Below are 17,950 nucleotides of genomic sequence, written 5' to 3' on the forward strand. Positions count from 1 at the left end.
CGGCGCCGACATCGCCCTGACCACGCACTCCGGTCGGCCCGGCGCCGAAGACGCCAATGCCCCCCGTTTCGCCGATACTCGGGTTTGGCACCATGCCCCCTGACAGCCCAATTACCCCCGCCGCAGCGAGATTGGAAATGGCCAGGTTGGTTGACACACCACCACGCGCAAATACGCCAGCCTCCGGACCAGGAGGTCCGACCACGACGTCAGGGCCAGGCGTCACAATCCCGTTTTCATCGAGCGGCGTCTGCATAGCCGCGTCCGCATCCGCCCCCTTTGCCCACACGCCTACACCACCCGTCTCTGTGAATTCAGGCACTGGCTCCTGCGCGCCACCCATTGCAATGACGCCGGGAGCGTGCGGAAGACGGGCGCGATTTTGGAGTGTGACGTTCGCCCCCCCTAGCCCGACAACGCCGGCACCAGGTGGAACGATTGGTCCGGGATAAGCCTGGTTGGACGAGCCACCGACACCTTGGACACCGATACCGCCAGATCCGCCTTCATCTTTGGTGCCGCTGCCGAATCCGATCACACCGGCACCCTGGTTTCTCCCCCCTTTGCCTACCACTCCCGCACCGGTGCCCGGTGCACCGATTCCGCTCCAACCTACGGCCACAAGTCCGTCGCATGCGTTAGCGGGGGTGAAGGTCTCTCCGTCGCCATAATCGGCATCGTCGTCTTTGTTGCGTGCCACCTCCACGACAAAGATCGCAGGTCCGCCAAAGTTTGGCTGCCCGGGGGGCACCTGCGCCCAAAGTCTTGTCAGGCCCTCTGCTCGATTTACGCGCCCTGTCACCATATCCTCGTCGCTTCCACTTGCCCCTGCCATGGCATCCTCCGATTGATGAAATCCTTTGCACCATCTTCTTCATAGAGCGATGACTGCAAAGGAAGAAAATCAAGAATTGATGGAAATGGATCTACAACATTATTCGTTAGCATTACTACGTCTATCTCACCCCTGAGATCACGCTCTGCGGTAGCCAAGAGCGCGGCGTGATAATTCGCGATCGGAGCAAAAGGTTCAGTCTTAAAACGGCATATACCCTGCTGAACGTTTGCATCGTCGAGATTTCAACCTGCAATCCGATGGCATAACGTCTCATCACTTGCCGTGCTGGAACAGAGATCAACACAAATGGGCGACCATGTGCCATACACGAAGACCCCGTCCTCCTCTGGTCGGGCTTTTCGCACGGCGAGGTCACGTTGAACACTGCAGAATGAAACAGGCTGTTTCGTTTTCGAAAGTGATTCGGTCAGAAAATGATAGGTTACGATTTCGAAAGTGCGACGTGCCTATGTTACCTACCGCACTTATCTTGCGAGAGATGTTCGGGCGGCCGGGGCCATGGTAGATGGTCTCCGAACATAAGTCGCTGGGCGCCTCGGTCGAAACGCCACTTTCATATCGGTGGCCTCGCCCAACGGCACCCTACCAGGAAATGGCCGTTGTGCTCAGACACCGGCCCTTGGAACCGCCACGGGTCGACAGGCAGAAGTGGGTCGGTTGCAGCCCCTTGCCTCGAAACGTGTGGGACCCAATCTGATCGGTACTGTCACATCGGGTTCCGACTTTTACACTTCAGGCGATCTTACGCGGCCTGAAAGGAACAACGTTTGAACCCACCTCTGCTGCTGCCGGCGTGCCCGTGCAGCATTCCTCTATGAACCGGGCCCACGCCTCCATGGCCGCACGCCGTTCAGGAATCTCCTCGCGCACGTCATAAATCCCTTCGATACCTGGCAGCTTGTGGTTTAGCGCGATCTCGCTGATCTCGCGGGAAAAACCGAGGTTTCGCAGGTGACCTTTCGCCGTGCTGCGGGTGTCGTGCGGCGTGAAGCGGCGAACGTCGAAGTCGTTACGCTTGAATGCCTCACGCAAGGAGCTTTGTAGCGCGCAGCGGCCGACACGGCCGGTCTTGCTGTGGGTGTTTCGGGCAGGGCAAAGCCATTCCGAATCGCCGGCCATTGCGATCAGTTCCCGCATCCATTCGACGACGAGCGGCGCAAGTGGCACGAGGAACGCGTCTCTTGTCTTGACAGTTTCGGCCGGGACATACCAACTTCCGCGGGACAGATCGACCGCCACTTTCCTTGCCCGCAGGAGCTCAGACTGACGCACGCAAGTTGCGAGCAGCACCCTGAACATCAACGCATCGCGCCTACCGAGCTTGTCATCGAGTCCCGCGAGCACGTGAGACAGTTCCTCCTTCATCAGCATGACGCGCGCGCGCTTGGGGGGCCGCTTTCCTTTGATCGCGGTAAGGTCGATGCCAGCGACAGGATTTGCGTCAACAAGCCGTTTGCCCACTGCGTGCGCGAACACTCCGCGCGTGATGCCCAACAGTTGCTGGCAGGTCGACCACGGTCGGCCGCTGCTTTCGATCATGTAGACCACATCGGATGCACGTACAACTTGCACGTCGAGGGAACCAAGGGCCGGTTTCACGAGTGTCGCAATAAGCCACGTGTACAACTCTATGGTCGTTGCGGCCAGGTGGGGATAGCGCTTTTCCTCGAAGTCATCACATAGTTGGCTGACCGTGATGGCCGCTCGGACCCGCGCCCTCTCAACTTTGCGATTGGTGGCCGGGTCCTCGCCTGCGTCGATTTGCGCGCGATAGAAGCGGGTCCTCTTTCGAGCCTCCGAGAGCGTCAGTCCGGGATAGCTGCCAAGGGTCATTTCACGCCGGCGGGAGCCACGGCTGTATCGCAGTATCCATGTTGCCGCGCGGGTGTCGGAGAGGGTAAAGGTGAGGCCGTCCCCATCAGCTTTGGCGACAGGTTCGCCGGCAGCGAGCCATCGGCGCAGTTGCAACTCGTCTAAAGCGTGATGCTTGCGTGACATTTTGATTTACCTGGTAGTGTTCGCACGCGGATTATGTGAGCGCCCCAGCTACCAGTCTAGCTACCATTCTGCCGCTTGATCTACTGATCCATCTTGTTCCTGTGCGACTCAATTATCCCCTGTGAAATCATGGGTTTGGTTGCAAGCTTGATCCTTGCTGACCCGCACTGATTCGTTGATGGCCTTAAGGGTCTGTTAAGAGTTGTTCTGCGATGGTTGAGACTATGTTCAAGCCACGAGAATAGTGAGCACCTCACATGAATAGCAGCCAATCGCAAATTCGCGCGCATGCAGTCAGCAAAGTCCCTCAGGTCACGCTGGGCTTCTGGATCATCAAAATCGCCGCCACGACACTTGGTGAAACGGGCGGCGATTGGGTGACTATGTCACTCAAATTGGGCTATCTGATCGGCACCGGGATCTTTGCAGTCATTTTTATTGCGCTGGTCGCAGGGCAGATCAGGGCGGAGCGGTTCAATGCCACGCTTTATTGGGCGACCATCGTCGCAACGACCACGCTCGGTACCACGCTGGCCGACTTCTTCGATCGATCCGTCGGAATTGGCTATCCGGGCGGTGTCATGATCGTCTTCGCGCTTCTGCTTGCGAGCCTGGGCATCTGGTACAAATCGGAAGGTACGGTGTCAGTGCAGAGCGTAACCACGCCCCGAGCCGAGTGGTTCTATTGGGTGACGATCCTCTTTTCGCAGACACTGGGTACGGCGTTGGGCGATTGGGTGGCGGGATCGGACGAAGGCGGACTGGGGCTCGGCTATGAGAACGGCGCTTTGATCTTCGGTGCAGGTCTGCTGATCGTCGGTGCGCTCTATTACTGGTCGCGGCTGTCGCGAACCGCCATTTTCTGGGCGGCGTTCATCCTGACGCGTCCGCTCGGCGCGACCTTGGGGGATCTGCTCGACAAACCCGTTTCTCAAGGTGGGCTCGAGATCAGCCGGCTCTATGCATCGGTGATTCTGGTTTCGTTCATGGCACTGTGTGTGGTGTTGTTACCGCAGCGTCCTGCTGGGCGAGCGATGCGGTAGTAGAGCGAAGAGCCTCGCCCGCTAGACATCCCTTCTATCGAGGCCGACATGAAGAATCCTTGGACCAAGAAGAACCCGTTTCTGAGCATGTGGTTGAGCGGCGCCAATACCGTTGCGAACTCAGCGCGGGTACGAACGACCGCGGCGGCCAAGCGCGCGGCCTCCGCATTCTGGAGCGCCGCACTCACACCACCGAAGCCGAAGAAAAGAAGAAAGTCACGCCGCTGAGTCGAGTCGTCCGCAATCGGACGAATCTGCACGCCTCGCGTGCGCGATCGCACACAGCGCGTCTCCAAACGGCAAAAAAGAAGGGAGCGCCAAGGTCGGCGCTCCCTTCATTCATGGGTTACTGCAGGCAGGCTTACTGGATCGGAGTCAGATAAGAACCCGACAGGAAGCGTTCCGAACTCGGAATCGTCGCCGTGTAGGCCTGAATCGCGGCTGCAAGCTGCGGACGAATCAGGTTACGGTTGAAGTCGTAGATCGAATAGCCGTCGCCTTCGCCATTGCTCGGATCGCCGTTACGCACGACATACCAGAACGCCTTTGCCACCGAACCGTTGTTCATCAGAAGCTTCAACTGGTTGAATGCGGCCGTTTGTCCGGCGTCCGTACCGTTGGTGCCATTGTTGGTCTCGGTCAGCCAGATCGGCTTCGCGCCGCTGCTGACGAGGTTCGACACCGTGGTCATGAATGCCTGCACCAGCGTGTTGTACTCGGCGCTGCCGAAGTACGGGTGAACGTCGACGACATCGATCGTGGTGTTCAACGGGCTGGAAGCACTCTTCGTGTTGTTGCCCATGGCATTGATGTAGTCGGTCGCCTGGATCAACTCATTGCCTGCTGGCGGTTGCCAGCCGTTATTCGGATACGCCGAGTTGTAGAAGTACGAGATGCCCTGAGTATGCAGAACCGTCTTGTAGCCCGACTGGCTCTTCGTGTTCAGGACCTGCTTGGCTTCCGAATAGAGCGTCTTGCTGCGATTCAGAATGTAGCCGGAAATACCGTTCGGATCGCCGTACGACGGGTCCGACGCGGAGAACGACCAGTTGGTCTCGTTGAACAGTTCGATGTCAGCCGTGAAGGGCAGAACGACGTCCATCAGCGAGCCGAGATACTTCGTGAACGTCGCGTCGCAGAAGTCGAGTCGCGGCGACGAGCCGCTCGGCGGATTCTGGGTGGCCGAGCATTGGTATGCGCTTGACGGCGCGTACATGCCAACCTCGAAAAGAATCTTCATGCCGCGCGTGCGTGCGGCGTTCAGAAGCCCCTTCAAAAAGGCCACTTTATTGGGGTCCAGCGTGCTGCCATCGGCCAGCGTCATGAAGTCCCACGAAACGCCGAGGCGGACGGTACCGACGCCCAATCCGGCAATCAGGTCCAGGTCCTTTGAGCACTCGTTGAGCGCCGTCTGATCCCCGCTCCAGAGATTGCAGTTCACGTCCATTGCAAAGCGGTCGTTTCCGCTTCCGGTGGGCGGCGGCTGCAGAGTGGCAGTGGCGCTCGCGGCGGTGGTGGTCGGGGCGGATGTGGTGGTGGGTGTGGATGTGGTGGCGGGTGCGGCAGATGTGGTGGCTGCTGCGGTTGTCGATGTGCTGTTGGCGTTGCCCCAATGTGCCCTGGAGAATGACTTGGAGAACGCAGGCATCGATTGTCCGCACAACAGGGCTAAAACGGTGAATAAGGAGCAGAGTCTGAGTTTCATGGCTTAGCTATAAATTGCTACTTACGGGGGATGGTCCGAGAACGTAGGCGTTACGTTTGCCGATGACCATCAGTTCATGTGGCGATGGCATACGTAACGCAAACACGTCAACACGTGAGTCAACTGTCGCTGACATCACGATTGAAAATGGTCTTGCGAGGGATACGCGGGTTTCGTGTGGATCGTCGCGAAACGGCTCAATCGCCTTGTCCCGCCCGTTGAATCACGGCGCGGTTATAAGGCTGACCGTTCGCCTGAACCGGCGGCGAACCATTGTTGCTGGGCACTACGCCGTTGCTATACGCATCCGTAGCCGCGTTCGCGACTGGGTTTGCAGAGAGGGAGGAGTTGGCAGTCACGGACTGCGTGCTGCCCTCATCGTTTGTTTCACCGCCACAACCTGCAAGGCTTAGAATTCCTGCGGTAAATGCAAGCACTGAAACGGTTTTTGCGATCTGAGGAAGTTGATGAAATGACGGTTTTAGTCTTGGAGAGAGTCTGCTGAAAGAGGACATCTGTCTATCAAGGCCGATCAAATCTGGCCGCTAAAACGAACAGCGTTCGCGTGATAAGGACGTCGCCACGAAATAATTACGCAACAACACGGAGTACAGATAATTAATGATCCGCTTTTGTCAAGGTCGCCCGTTGCCTGGGACTCATCTGGTGCATTTAATCAAATTTAATCATCAGATTTAATGCGATGCGCCGAAAAACCCACGTTCATCATTTAAAGGAAGATTAGTGATTCGTCGCAAATTGCGAAGTTATACTGATCGAATCAAAATCGACCCTTGGTTTTCCCTGACTGATCTGACGAAACGGATGATACAGAAATGGAACAAAAATTGCCCCGACGGTCGTAACTAAGCGTAACAACGAGATTTGTGATATGGGAGCCCATCGGTGAGGGAGCCCTCCTCCCTTCCCGCGCTTATCCCAAGGCGTTCTCACGCTCTACTGACGAATTCACCAGACAACAGAATAACCGTTACAAAGTTGTTACTTGGCGCCTAAAGACAGGGGTCGGATAGCTCTTTCTGCCAATATCTAGCTGTTGGCGGATGACTGAAAACCTAATTGAACCCGTTAGTATGGTTTTAGAAAGAAAGATATCCGTCGGGGTATTTATACCCGCCGTCCGGGCCGCATCAGATAAATCGCGAAATGCGAATTTAGCCGCGGTTATCGTCGCGAGCGAAACACGGCGCAATCGCTCGTCGTTATCGCGAAGAACTCGAAGCCGACAGAACACCGGTCGCATATGGACACTCGCTTCGCTGTCTGTCCCTCGACGATGAAAACGGGCGCGCATTCGATTTCGCGACATCTCCTCTGCCACGGCCTTCACTGATTCGGCAGGCGGCTCGAGATCTGCAGATCACCAAAGGCCTTTGCTGCGGCTTTCTTAAAACACTCAGTTTTTGAAGCGTGGGGATTATGTGGCCGACCTCACAAAACGGCGCAAGTCGCGGGCCAGACGCTGTCATTTTTCGGAAGTTTCCCTGCTACGCTCACCAGTGCCGTTGATTCGCCAGCAGAGAGCGAACGCAGCCGTCGAGCGACGCCTGCGCATTTTCGCGCGGGTAACACGCAATAAAAGATGGCGACGAATGGTTTTGTAGGCCGTTACACGTTGCGGGAGATCACAGTCATGTTCCATCGACACGCGCCGAGTCGCGCGGAGTTGCGCGCGTGCGCGCCGGTCCGAAACCCGAGGCGCCGCGCGCTGCTGCGTGGCGTATCGGCCGCCGCGTTAGCCGGCATTTCTTTTCCGCTATACGCGCAGCACGCAAGCGTAGGACTCGTCACGCCGCCCATTCGTCTCGACGACTTCTGGGTGATCGATCAAAGCGGCCAGAAACTGCTGCTAACCGACCTGTTGCATCGGAAAGTGACTGCGTTGCAGACGATTTACACAGGATGCAGTTCAGTTTGTCCTTTGCAAGGTGCGCTGTTCAGCACCGTTCAGCAACGGATATCGCAGTTGCAGCACCGCTATCCGATTCAGCTGGTGTCGATCGGAATCGATCCGCTTTCCGACTCGCCGCCCGCGCTGCACGCATGGCTCAAGCGCTTCCAGGCCGGACCCGAATGGCGGGCGGCCACGCCGACGTTGGAGGACGTCGACCGAATACGCACGACGCTTTCGGGCAGCACCTTGCCACTCGGCAACATTGCCGACCACTCGACCCAAATCTACTGCTTCGACGCTAACGCAATGTTGCGCTGGCGAAGCGATGACCTACCCCGCGCGGATGAAGTTTGCGAAGTACTGGGCGCATTAGGGCGTGTGTAATCTACTGGACTGAGGCCATGTCACAAAAACAATCGCTTAGGGTCATTTCGCAGTTATTCGACAGGTGCGTGAAAGCATTGTTGCTAATCGCATTATTGCCGGCGCTTTCAATGTTCTCCACGGCGGCTGACGCGCAGACGTCCAGCACGCTCACCGTTAACGGCACGACGTTGTGCGCCGATGTGAACGCCGAATCGAAAACGCCCGGCGCCTCGGTTATCGAGTGGACGTGCAATGGTGGAAATAACCAGCATTGGACGCTGACGCAGAACAACGGCCTTTATCAGTTCGTCAACGTCAACAGCAATCTTTGCCTCGACATCTTCGGTGTCAGCACCGACGCCGGCGCTGGAGCGGACCAGTGGACCTGCAATGGCCAGGCGAATCAAAGCTTCAAACTCATACCGCAAGGCGGCGGCTTTGCAATCGTCGCGTCGCAGAGCAACTTGTGCCTGGCGGTTGCGAGTCTCACCGCGCAGGGCTCGCAGATCACGCAGCAGCCTTGCAGCGGCGGCCCGCTGCAGACGTGGCAAATCAGCGGCATGACCGCGAAAACATTGCCGGCGAAGTGGACGACGCCCTATAACCTGTCGATCGTGCCCGCCGCTGCGGCGAATCTTCCCGATGGCACCGTGGTAGTGTGGTCTTCTGACAAGAAGCTCGACTTTACGTCTGGCGAAGTGACACCCGGCAACACGTACACCGCGATCTTCAATCCGACGACCGGCACCAGCAAACAGGTACTCGTGACGAATACCGGCCACGATATGTTCTGCCCGGGCATCGTCAATCTTCCCGATGGCCGCATTTACGTCACCGGTGGCTCGAGCAGCGATGCAACGAGTTTCTACACGCCTTCCACTGGAAAGTGGTCGACAGGTCCTCTAATGAAAATTCCGCGCGGCTACCAGGGTAGCGCAACGTTGAGCAACGGCAACGTATTCCTGGTGGGCGGTTCGTGGAACGGAGGCGAGGGCGGCAAGACAGGCGAAACCTGGTCACCAGGTACAGGTTGGCAGGTCAATAGCGCGATTCTCGCCGACTATATCCTGACGAATGACGCAGCTGGCATTTTCCGCTCCGACAATCACGCATGGCTGTTTGCAGTGGCAAATGGGCGTGTTTTTCACGCGGGTCCCAGCGTTGCCATGCACTGGTTCGATACGGCTGGCGCGGGCTCCGTGACACCTGCCGGTAACCGGGGCAGCGATACCGACGCGATGAACGGCAACGCCGTGATGTACGACGTCGGCAAGATCCTGGCGGTTGGCGGTGCGCCGAGCTACGAGCAATCCAACGCGACTTCGGACGCTACGCTAATCGACATCAGCAGCGGCACCGCGGTGACGCAAACGCTTACGCCGATGAATTACCGCCGCGCGTTCAACAACAGCGTGGTATTGCCGAACGGCCAGGTGGTGGTCGTAGGTGGACAGGCGTTCGCGCAACCGTTCTCGGACGACACCGGCGTGCTGGCGCCAGAGTTGTGGGACCCCACCACCAAGACGTTCTCGGTACTCCCGCCGCAAGCCGTGCCGCGCAACTATCACAGCATCGCGCTGCTGCTGGCTGACGGTCGCGTACTGAGTGGTGGCGGTGGACTGTGCGGAAGCTGCTCGACAAACCACACGAACCTCGAAATACTCACGCCGCCCTACCTGCTCAATGCGGACGGCTCGGCGGCGACACGACCGACCCTCACAGCCGCGCCCACCACGGCCCAGCTCGGTACATCGATTGCAGTAACGGGCAGCAGTGGCATCACGGCTTTTGCGTTGATGCGCATGTCTTCGTCGACCCACTCGGTCAACAATGAGCAGCGGCGGGTTCCCGTAACTTTCACGGTAGGGACAGCGGGCGAATATCTGATCAATATTCCTTCCGAGCCGGGTGTCGTCGTGCCCGGCTACTACATGCTGTTCGGCCTGAACGCGAAGGGCGTGCCTAGCGTTTCTCGCACGGTGCAGATCCAGTGATGACATGGCTGCCAGTGCGAACCGCGGCGCGAGCGGCGCTGATGCTGGGGTTGGCGAGCATCACGTATGTGGTGCACGCCGCGCCGCTTTGCGAGGCGAGCGATCTCGGGTGTGCGATCTTCAACGGGCAGCATTCGGTCGCGGCGCAATTGCGCGACGACGATCATCTGCTGCCCGGCTCGACCACTCGTTGCGCCAACTGCCATGCGCAAACCGGCGCGGCCGACGCATTCGCGCCGCCATTGAGCGCCGGCAACCTGTTTCCTGCGAAGAGTCGAAGGGACGGTCCGGCGAGCAGTTACGATCAGGCAACGTTCTGCAGGGCGCTGAGAGAAGGCATCGATCCAGCCAACGTGTTGTTGCGCAAAGCCATGCCTCACTACCGGATTTCCGATACCGAGTGTGCGGCGCTCTGGCATTTCGTGACGAGGCCCTAACACCTTTGCGGTCGCGCGAAATTGGCGCATATGGTTCGCAATTGCGCAACATCGCGAGTACTTCGCAGCGCGCTGGGCTGTCGGACTGTCCGCGATTGAATCGAGTGTGCCGTTGCGGCGAAAAAAAATGACAACGTGCGGCAGCGTACCGAGGTGCGGCAAGCCGTCAGATAGGCTATGACTGCGTCTCGTATGAATAACTTGATGTCTGTTTGCTGGCGCAATATATCCGATGCGGAAAAATTAGAAGTCTGCGCCAGGTCCAGCGGAAGCTGTGTAGACGATAAGACGATTTAATTCGAGCACGCGGCGGGGCGAAGATCATAGGGATTGACTCTCCGGTGCGTTGCGAGCAGGGCCAACGTACTCGGCATGTGCGTCCGATTTTCGCCGTCCCGCCACAAGAAACGTGATTTGGCAACGCCGCATCGCCCGCAGTTTAAATCCGGTTTCCACCCTTTTCGTACACCCGCCCTGGGGTTTCGATGAACCAGAACTCTCTCCTTACGAATACCGCCGTGCTCCGGAATAACGATGTCAGTCTTTCACGTTATTTCGACGTTCTGATGGCCAACCGCTGGTTGGTCGGTGGAATTGCCGGCAGCGTGCTCGCGCTGGGCGTGGCATATGCGTTCATTGCGCCGTCGGTGTACCAGGCCGATATTCTCGTGCAGGTGGAAGACAGCATTCCGACCAACAATTCAAAGAGCCCGCTGGGCGACGTCTCGAGCATGTTCGACGTCAAGACAGAGGCGACGGCTGAGATGGAAATCATTCAGTCGAGAATGGTGGTCGGCAAAGCCGTCGACGATCTGCACCTCGATATCAGCGCAAAGCCCAGGCGCTTTCCATTGATCGGCGACTGGCTGGGGCGGCAAGCCAGAAGTGTTTCGGAGCCAGGACTCTTTGGATTTGGCGGATATGCGTGGGGCAATGAATCGGTCAAGGTGTCCAGCTTCAACGTTCCGGAAGCATTCGAAGGCGAGAAGTTCGTGCTGACCGTTCTGGATGACGGGCGCTACCGGCTGGAGCAGTCGGATCTGAGCCAGCCGGTCGAGGGCCGCGTGGGCGCAACGCTCGACACGACACTGCCTGATGGCGCGATCACGCTACGCATCGATGCGCTGAACGCCAGGCCGGGCACGCAATTCATTCTGGAGAGGCAGTCGCGCGAAAAGACGGTGGAAAACCTGCAAAACAGGCTGACCGTGTCGCAGAAGGGTAAGGACAGCGGCATCATCGGTGCGTCGCTGACGGGCTCCGAGCGGATGCTGACGGCCAGCACGCTCGCCGAAATCGGCAATGCGTATGTTGACCAGAATCTGAAGCGCAAGGCGGCAGAAGCCGAGAAGTCGCTCGAGTTCCTGAGTGCACAGCTGCCGCAACTGAAGAGCGACCTGGAGCGCGCCGAGGGACGCTATAACGACATGCGCAACCGCATGGGCGTGTTCAACCTGAGTGAGCAGGGCAAGGCCTATCTGGATCAGAGCGTGGCTGCACAGCGCAGCCTGCTCGAACTGAAGCAGAAGCGCGCGGAAATGGGCGCGATCTACGCGCCGGGTCACCCGGCGATCCAGGCGCTCGATCAGCAGATCGGCATGCTGGGCAGCAGGATCGGCAGCCTGTCGCAGCAGGAACAGGGGTTGCCGGACCTGGAGCAGAACGCGGTACGCCTGACCCGTGACATGAACGTGAACAACGAGCTTTATGTCGGCATGTTGAACAACATGCAACAGCTCAAGCTGGTGCGCGCGGGCAAGGTGGGAACGGCGCGGCTGATCGACAACCCGGTGGTGCCGAAAGACCCGATCAAGCCGAACAAGCTGCTGGTGATTATCTACGCGGCGCTGGGCGGCCTGATCCTGGGTGTGGGTGCGGCGTTCGCGCGTACGGCGCTCTATCGGGGCGTGACCGACGCGCAGGAGATCGAGGAGCAGACGGGCCTGAACGTGTATGCGACCGTGCCGTTATCGCAGGCGAAAGTCGCGCGAATCGGCAAGGCGCCGAAGCTGCCCACTGACGAGAAGTTCCTGCTGGCGAGCGAGTTTCCGCGCGACCCGTCGATTGAAAGCCTGCGCCGGCTCAGAACCGCGCTGCATTTTGCCATGCTCGAATCGGAGTCGGGCGACAATCGCGTGCTGCTGACGGGCCCGACGGAACAGGTGGGCAAGTCGTTCCTTTCCGCGAATCTGGCGGCGGTCGTCGCGGCCGCTGGCAAGCGGGTGTTGCTGATCGATGCGGACCTGCGCAAAGGCCATCTGGAGCAGTACTTCGGCCTCGACTCGACACCGGGCCTGGCCGACTATCTGTCGTCGGAGGTGCCGTCCGACTCGGTGATCACGCGGGACGTGCGCCCGGGCCTGGACTTCGTTGCACGCGGCGCGATCCCGGAGAACCCGGCCGAGCTGCTGGTGAGCGAGCGCATGCAGCAGTTCCTCGCGAAGACGAGCGACTACGATATCGTGCTGATCGATACGCCGCCCGTGCTCGCGGTATCCGACGCGACCGCGCTTGCGGATAGCTGCGGCACCGTGTTGCTGGTGACGCGCTTCGAGACGACTTCCATTGCGCAGGTGCAGGAAGCGACCGCGCAACTCAAGCAGGCGAATGCCCGGGTGAAGGGTGTGATCTTCAATGCGATCGACACGGATGTCTATCGCTATAGTCTGGGCGCGCGCGCCGGCCTTTATCGCAATGCTTCCTATCTCGATGCACTGCCGGCCAGTGGAGAGGCTAAAAAAGATCAACCTTTGTGACGCGAGAGCCACGGTCGGTTTCGTACCGCTCACTGGGTTGGCCGGCCACTTGATCTGCCCGATGACGACTTCGAAAGCTGAGCGCACTGGCACCGGCGTCCTAATCTATGGCTGCATCCTTCAGACCTCTAGGGTCGTGCCGGCAGTCATTGTCCGACTCGGCCCGAAAATTGATTCAGACAGCCTTTGAAGATGTCCGGGCTTCGGATCCCGCACGGGAAAATGGCCTTAACCACCACAACGCCAAATTCCTTTGCGGTCCAAGTGTCTGCCATTTCGATGCTGATGATCTCCGCTTATCGCGATGCCGGTATCCTCGCATTCGTCTACAGCATCGGCTATTTCGTAATTCACGCTTGCCTGAACCTGCGCGTCAGCCGCGAGCCCGTTGCCATTCTGAATATTGGCGCCGAGAGCGGGGTTAAACCCGTGGTATAGTGAGTTTCGTTATTAGACCGGTATTCATTCGCAAATAGGCATCTTTGCTCTTGTAATTCTCTGCCGGACTTTAGGTCGCTTCATCATACTGTCCGGGGCAGCTAGGGAATATCCCAGCCCGTAGCTACGTCACCGATGACATCGTGCTGTTTAAATTCTCAATATTTCGATGTGGTCGTAAAGGGAGCGGAAGATGGTAACTTTCTTGACGCATGCCGCCTGTCTGTTGATCGGCGTGGCGATTGGGGTCTTTGCGTGTGCGCTTTGCGTTGCGCGTGCGAGAGGATCAAAGGAGGATGATTAGTCGCATCACCCTCTTATGATTCGTCTGTCATTGGGATCTCCGCTGCATCCACTTTGCAAAACCATCACGCGTCGGCCTCACTTGACCGGCTTCAGGTAAGGGCCCGACAGGAATCGCTGCGCTCGCGGGATCGTCGCGGTGTATGCCCGAATAGCGGCGGCAAGCTGCGGACAAATCAGCTTACGGTTGTAATCGTAGATTGAGTAGCCGTCGCCTTCCCCGTTGCTCGGGTCGCCGTTACGCACGACATACCAGAACGCCTTCGCCACCGAACCGTTGTCCATCAGAACCTTCAACTGGTTGAATGCCGCGAGTTGTCCGGCGTCCGTGCGGCTCTTACCGTCGTTGGTTTCCGTAATCCAGATCGGCTTGGAACCACTGGCAACCAGATCCGAAACGGTTGTGTTGAACGACTGCATCAGCATATGGTAGTCGGCGCTGCTGAAGTACGGGTGAACGTCGACGACATCGATCGTGGTGTTCAACGGGCTGGCTGCGCTCTTCGTGTTGTTGCCCATTGCCTTGATGTAGTCGGTGGCCTGGATCAGCTCATTGCCTGCTGGCGGCTGCCAGCCGTTATTCGGATACGCCGAGTTGTAGAAGTACGAGATGCCCTGAGTGTGCAGAACCGTTTTGTAGCCCGACTGCCTCTTCGTGTTCAGGACGTGTTTGGCTTCCGAATAGAGCGTCTTGCTGCGATTCAGAATGTAGCCATTGATACCGTGCGGATCGCCGTATGATGGGTCCGAAGCGGAGAACGACCAGTTGGTCTCATTGAACAGTTCGATGTCAGCCGTGAAGGGCAGAACGACGTCCATCAGCGAGTCGAAATACTTCGTGAACGCAGCGTCGCAGAAGTCGAGTCGCGCTGACGATGCACTCGGCGGATTCTTGGTGGCCGAACATCGGTATGCGCTAGACGGCGCGTACATGCCTACCAGGAAAAGAATCTTCATACCGCGCGTGCGTGCGGCGTTCAAAAGCGCCTTCAGAAAGGCCACCTTATTGGGGTCCAACGTGCTGCCGTCGTCCAGCGTCATGAAGTCCCACGAAACACCGAGGCGGACGGTACCGACGCCCAATCCGGCAATCAGATCCAGGTCCTTCGAGCATTCACTCAGTGCCTTCTGATCGGCACTCCACAGATTGCAGTTCACGTCCATTGCAAAACGGTCGTTTCCGTTTCCGGTGGGCGGCGGCTGCAGCGCTGCGCGTTGTGTGACGGTAGCCATGGGCGTTGTCTGGGTGCGACCGTTCTTCGCGAAGGCCGACATTGGCTGCTCACACAAGAGTGTTAAGGCGAAAAATAAGAAGAAAATGGTGGGTTTCATTTCTCGACTATAAATGCTGACGCCCCCAAACGGGTGCGAAAAACGTCAGTGTTAGGTGCGCAGGTGAACATCAATTGTTGAAGAGAACGCATCGGTTGCACTGATACGTCAAACACGCAGATCAAACAATGCGTCGACGTCACAAACCAGCATCAACGAAGTCTTCGCGGCGAGCAATACAATGATCGAATCGGTTGACCATGTGCGGGAACGCACATCGGTTGCAGTGCCGAGCCCGGATACTTTTTCGGCTTGGATGGGCAGCAACGAGTGACCGCATAGACTTTCGCGCGATAGCCCGGAAAACCAGCGGCTTTTCATCAAAGTTTCCTTTTTTTAACCTTCATTGAACGGACCAATAACTGCCTACGTAGAGACGAAAGCCGTCGTCTCTTTAGACAAATTGGAATCGAAAGATTTAAAAGCGCGGATTAACGTCTGATAAAAGTATGTGTCTGATGTGATCGTTTTTGTCATGATATTTACAAGTGATACGCCGTGGTAAGAGCAGTCAAGAAGAAAGCCATCTATTCGAATTTTGCGTATCTGATTGTTAAAAGAACAGTAGGCGCGCCCGATGAAAGTGACGTGTCGCGATCGAACTGTACGATGGCGCCTTTATGCGCTATTACCAACATTCAATCGCGGAGTGAGATGTTACGCTGGTCTTGAATCAGTGAAATTAGCTTCACTAAACGATTCGCTTCCACACCAAAATCTGTTTTGCAAGCGCAGGGTGCCTACGCCGGCACCGTCCCACGAGTTCCCGAACTAAGGAGATAGCATGTTCGAATCGAACGCCGCCGCGGATCCGAAATTGGAAGAGGCGTGCCTTGAGGCGAATTCAAAAAAGGTCGCCTTGGATGACTCGAATTCGCCAAGCGAGAACCTCATGGGTGCGAGGTGGGATGACGCAGTGAAGAGAGTAATGGACATTTGCGGAGCGTCAGTTCTGCTCATCCTGCTCTCTCCGGTTCTACTGATCATTGCGCTGGTCGTCATGAGCGATCACGGAAACGCCGTATATGGGCATCCGAGAATTGGCCGCGGAGGACGTACTTTCAAGTGCCTGAAGTTCCGCTCTATGGTCAAGAACTCGGATGAAGTTCTTGCGAAGCTGCTCGCCACTGATCCGCAGGCTCGTGCGGAATGGGACCGGGATTTCAAGCTTAAAAACGACATTCGTGTGACGCCGGTTGGCCGCATTCTGCGCAAGACGAGCCTCGACGAGTTGCCGCAACTCTGGAACGTGCTGCGCGGCGACATGAGTCTGGTGGGCCCTCGTCCAATCGTGCAAAAGGAGTTGGTGCGATATGGCCGTGATGTTCGCTACTACCTCGCGCTGAAGCCGGGAATGACAGGCTTATGGCAGGTAAGCGGCCGCAACGACGTGGACTATCCGACGCGGGTTTCGCTCGACGTCAAGTACGCAATGAACCGCTCGCTGACATTCGATATGTCGATTCTTCTGAAAACCGTCAAAGTGGTGTTCGCGAAAGACGGTGCCTACTGAGCCCGGCTGAGGTTCTTTCCGCTGTCGTAGATTGCATGTCGTGCCGATCGCCGTGACCGGTCGGTGAAGTGATCCGCTATTGCTGAGAAATTCACGAGAAAAAGTTATGAGAGTGGTCCACGTAATTGAATCGACTGCTACAGGAACGCTTGCAGTTGTGAGCACGCTTGCGACGCGCCTCGCCAAGGAAGGCCACGAGGTTTATGTGATCTATTCCGAGCGGGAGGAAACGCCGAAGAACTTGCGCGCAATGTTCCACGCTGATGTCGTCCTGCAGCACCTGCAAATGAAAGGACCATCGTTGGCGCACATCATGTCTGTCTTGCGTCGGCAACTCATCGGACTAAACCCGGATATCGTCCATATGCACTCGTCGTTCGCGGGTTTCCTAGGACGAATGTCGACCTTGTTTGCGTTGCCGTCAACGGCGCTTCTATATAGCCCCCATTGCATCTCCTTCGTACGGCGAGACATTGGCAGGTTGAAGCGATACTGTTTCGCGGCGTTGGAGTGGCTTGCATGCTTGAAGAGATGCACATATGTTGGCTGCTCTGAGAGCGAATGCGCGGCGATCCGCCGCTATCTGTGGCGCGATGCAGTGCTGGTCGAGAATGCGATCGATCGGGCTGTCGGGGTCCACGGCGACACTCACCTGGAAGGCGCTGAAAACGTTAAGTCGACAAAAAGGCGAGTAATTGCGACTGTCGGTGGCATTCGTGTGCAAAAGAATCCGCAACTGTTCGCGGAGATTGCACGATCGTTTGATCGGGACAGCGTCGAGTTCGTATGGATCGGCGACGGCGACGCGGATCTGAGGAAGACGCTCGAGGATGCCGGCGTGCGTGTGACCGGCTGGCTGACGCGTGCGGACGTTATCGAAGCTGTCGCGCAAGCGGATATCTATTTGTCGACAGCTTCCTGGGAGGGGATGCCGATCTCCCTGATCGAGGCAATGACGCTCGGTACACCCGTCGTGGCGTCAGATTGTCCCGGCAACATCGATACCATTCGCCATAATTCGACCGGCGTCCTTTATCGGACGGTTGCAGAAGCGACATCGTTGATCCAGAAGATGCTGACCGACGAGAAATTTTGTGAAGGTTTGTCGCGCCGCGCGCAGGAGGAAGCGCGCAATCGATTCAGTGAAGATCGCTTCTTCAGTAACATCGCGCAGCTTTATTCGACCCAATTGAAAAGCCTTCGCGAGGGTCGTGCGGTGCTGAGCTAGTGATTGCGCAAAGCTTCGGGACGTCAAATCGAAAAACAGTGTCCGATTCTCATAATAACGAAG

The 17,950-nt window shown here is 57.5% G+C and carries 13 protein-coding genes and 1 pseudogene; 9 read left to right on the top strand and 5 right to left on the bottom strand.

Going from position 1 to position 17,950, the window contains the following annotated elements:
- Nucleotides 1-1,591: 1,591 nt before the first annotated feature.
- A complete protein-coding gene (locus tag BC1002_RS32440; protein ID WP_013094208.1) occupies nucleotides 1,592-2,857 on the bottom strand; it encodes a tyrosine-type recombinase/integrase in 1,266 nt (421 codons plus the stop codon).
- Between the two features lie 257 nt (nucleotides 2,858-3,114).
- On the opposite strand from BC1002_RS32440, the gene BC1002_RS32445 reads away from it, so the two are divergent.
- Nucleotides 3,115-3,900, top strand: coding sequence for a COG4705 family protein (locus BC1002_RS32445; RefSeq protein ID WP_013094209.1), 786 nt, complete (start codon nucleotides 3,115-3,117; stop codon nucleotides 3,898-3,900).
- A gap of 361 nt (nucleotides 3,901-4,261) precedes the next feature.
- Here the strand turns inward: BC1002_RS32445 and BC1002_RS32450 are convergent, their stop codons facing one another.
- Nucleotides 4,262-5,347, bottom strand: coding sequence for a glycosyl hydrolase (locus BC1002_RS32450; protein ID WP_018434909.1), 1,086 nt, complete (start codon nucleotides 5,345-5,347; stop codon nucleotides 4,262-4,264).
- Between the two features lie 43 nt (nucleotides 5,348-5,390).
- Between BC1002_RS32450 and BC1002_RS32455 the strand changes: the two genes are divergently transcribed.
- Entirely contained in the window at nucleotides 5,391-5,612 is a 222-nt protein-coding gene (locus BC1002_RS32455; RefSeq protein ID WP_157874838.1) for a hypothetical protein, read from the top strand.
- Nucleotides 5,613-5,802: 190 nt separating this feature from the next.
- Here BC1002_RS32455 and BC1002_RS38115 read toward each other — a convergent pair whose 3' ends face one another.
- Nucleotides 5,803-6,120: a hypothetical protein gene (locus BC1002_RS38115; protein ID WP_157874839.1), complete on the bottom strand. Its 318-nt coding sequence runs from the start codon at nucleotides 6,118-6,120 to the stop codon at nucleotides 5,803-5,805.
- 1,139 nt (nucleotides 6,121-7,259) lie between these two features.
- On the opposite strand from BC1002_RS38115, the gene BC1002_RS32460 reads away from it, so the two are divergent.
- The 5 genes from BC1002_RS32460 (at nucleotide 7,260) to BC1002_RS32480 (ending at nucleotide 13,511) form a co-directional block, all read left to right on the top strand.
- Nucleotides 7,260-7,904, top strand: coding sequence for an SCO family protein (locus tag BC1002_RS32460; protein WP_013094212.1), 645 nt, complete (start codon nucleotides 7,260-7,262; stop codon nucleotides 7,902-7,904).
- A gap of 17 nt (nucleotides 7,905-7,921) precedes the next feature.
- The gene (locus BC1002_RS32465) at nucleotides 7,922-9,880 is read left to right on the top strand and encodes an RICIN domain-containing protein (RefSeq protein ID WP_013094213.1); all 1,959 of its coding nucleotides are present in this window, start codon (nucleotides 7,922-7,924) and stop codon (nucleotides 9,878-9,880) included.
- Complete coding sequence (locus BC1002_RS32470; protein ID WP_013094214.1) at nucleotides 9,880-10,317, top strand: hypothetical protein; 438 nt, start codon at nucleotides 9,880-9,882, stop codon at nucleotides 10,315-10,317. The genes BC1002_RS32465 and BC1002_RS32470 overlap by 1 nt, the downstream gene beginning before the upstream one ends.
- Before the next feature lie 485 nt (nucleotides 10,318-10,802).
- Nucleotides 10,803-13,073, top strand: a complete 2,271-nt coding sequence (locus BC1002_RS32475; RefSeq protein ID WP_013094215.1) for a polysaccharide biosynthesis tyrosine autokinase — start codon at nucleotides 10,803-10,805, stop codon at nucleotides 13,071-13,073.
- A gap of 222 nt (nucleotides 13,074-13,295) precedes the next feature.
- A complete protein-coding gene (locus BC1002_RS32480; RefSeq protein ID WP_238538043.1) occupies nucleotides 13,296-13,511 on the top strand; it encodes a hypothetical protein in 216 nt (71 codons plus the stop codon).
- 381 nt (nucleotides 13,512-13,892) lie between these two features.
- Here the strand turns inward: BC1002_RS32480 and BC1002_RS32485 are convergent, their stop codons facing one another.
- The gene (locus tag BC1002_RS32485) at nucleotides 13,893-15,146 is read right to left on the bottom strand and encodes a glycosyl hydrolase (RefSeq protein WP_238538044.1); all 1,254 of its coding nucleotides are present in this window, start codon (nucleotides 15,144-15,146) and stop codon (nucleotides 13,893-13,895) included.
- Between the two features lie 108 nt (nucleotides 15,147-15,254).
- Nucleotides 15,255-15,467, bottom strand: coding sequence for a hypothetical protein (locus tag BC1002_RS32490; RefSeq protein ID WP_013094218.1), 213 nt, complete (start codon nucleotides 15,465-15,467; stop codon nucleotides 15,255-15,257).
- A 595-nt stretch (nucleotides 15,468-16,062) separates the two neighbouring features.
- On the opposite strand from BC1002_RS32490, the pseudogene BC1002_RS37015 reads away from it, so the two are divergent.
- Nucleotides 16,063-16,659, top strand: a pseudogene (locus tag BC1002_RS37015) (sugar transferase); the annotation flags it as partial.
- Nucleotides 16,660-16,765: 106 nt separating this feature from the next.
- Nucleotides 16,766-17,887, top strand: a complete 1,122-nt coding sequence (locus BC1002_RS32500) for a glycosyltransferase (protein WP_013094220.1) — start codon at nucleotides 16,766-16,768, stop codon at nucleotides 17,885-17,887.
- The last annotated feature ends 63 nt before the right edge of the window (nucleotides 17,888-17,950 follow it).

This window comes from Paraburkholderia atlantica (assembly GCF_000092885.1).
GTDB classification, from domain to species: Bacteria; Pseudomonadota; Gammaproteobacteria; order Burkholderiales; family Burkholderiaceae; genus Paraburkholderia; species Paraburkholderia atlantica.

Bases quoted from the DNA above. Each gene is read 5' to 3' on its own strand.
- BC1002_RS32440 (WP_013094208.1), bottom strand. From the start codon at position 2,857: ATGTCACGCAAGCATCACGCTTTAGACGAGTTGCAACTGCGCCGATGG.
- BC1002_RS32445 (WP_013094209.1), top strand. From the start codon at position 3,115: ATGAATAGCAGCCAATCGCAAATTCGCGCGCATGCAGTCAGCAAAGTC.
- BC1002_RS32450 (WP_018434909.1), bottom strand. From the start codon at position 5,347: ATGGACGTGAACTGCAATCTCTGGAGCGGGGATCAGACGGCGCTCAAC.
- BC1002_RS38115 (WP_157874839.1), bottom strand. From the start codon at position 6,120: ATGTCCTCTTTCAGCAGACTCTCTCCAAGACTAAAACCGTCATTTCAT.
- BC1002_RS32460 (WP_013094212.1), top strand. From the start codon at position 7,260: ATGTTCCATCGACACGCGCCGAGTCGCGCGGAGTTGCGCGCGTGCGCG.
- BC1002_RS32465 (WP_013094213.1), top strand. From the start codon at position 7,922: ATGTCACAAAAACAATCGCTTAGGGTCATTTCGCAGTTATTCGACAGG.
- BC1002_RS32470 (WP_013094214.1), top strand. From the start codon at position 9,880: ATGACATGGCTGCCAGTGCGAACCGCGGCGCGAGCGGCGCTGATGCTG.
- BC1002_RS32475 (WP_013094215.1), top strand. From the start codon at position 10,803: ATGAACCAGAACTCTCTCCTTACGAATACCGCCGTGCTCCGGAATAAC.
- BC1002_RS32480 (WP_238538043.1), top strand. From the start codon at position 13,296: ATGGCCTTAACCACCACAACGCCAAATTCCTTTGCGGTCCAAGTGTCT.
- BC1002_RS32485 (WP_238538044.1), bottom strand. From the start codon at position 15,146: ATGAAACCCACCATTTTCTTCTTATTTTTCGCCTTAACACTCTTGTGT.
- BC1002_RS32490 (WP_013094218.1), bottom strand. From the start codon at position 15,467: ATGAAAAGCCGCTGGTTTTCCGGGCTATCGCGCGAAAGTCTATGCGGT.
- BC1002_RS32500 (WP_013094220.1), top strand. From the start codon at position 16,766: ATGAGAGTGGTCCACGTAATTGAATCGACTGCTACAGGAACGCTTGCA.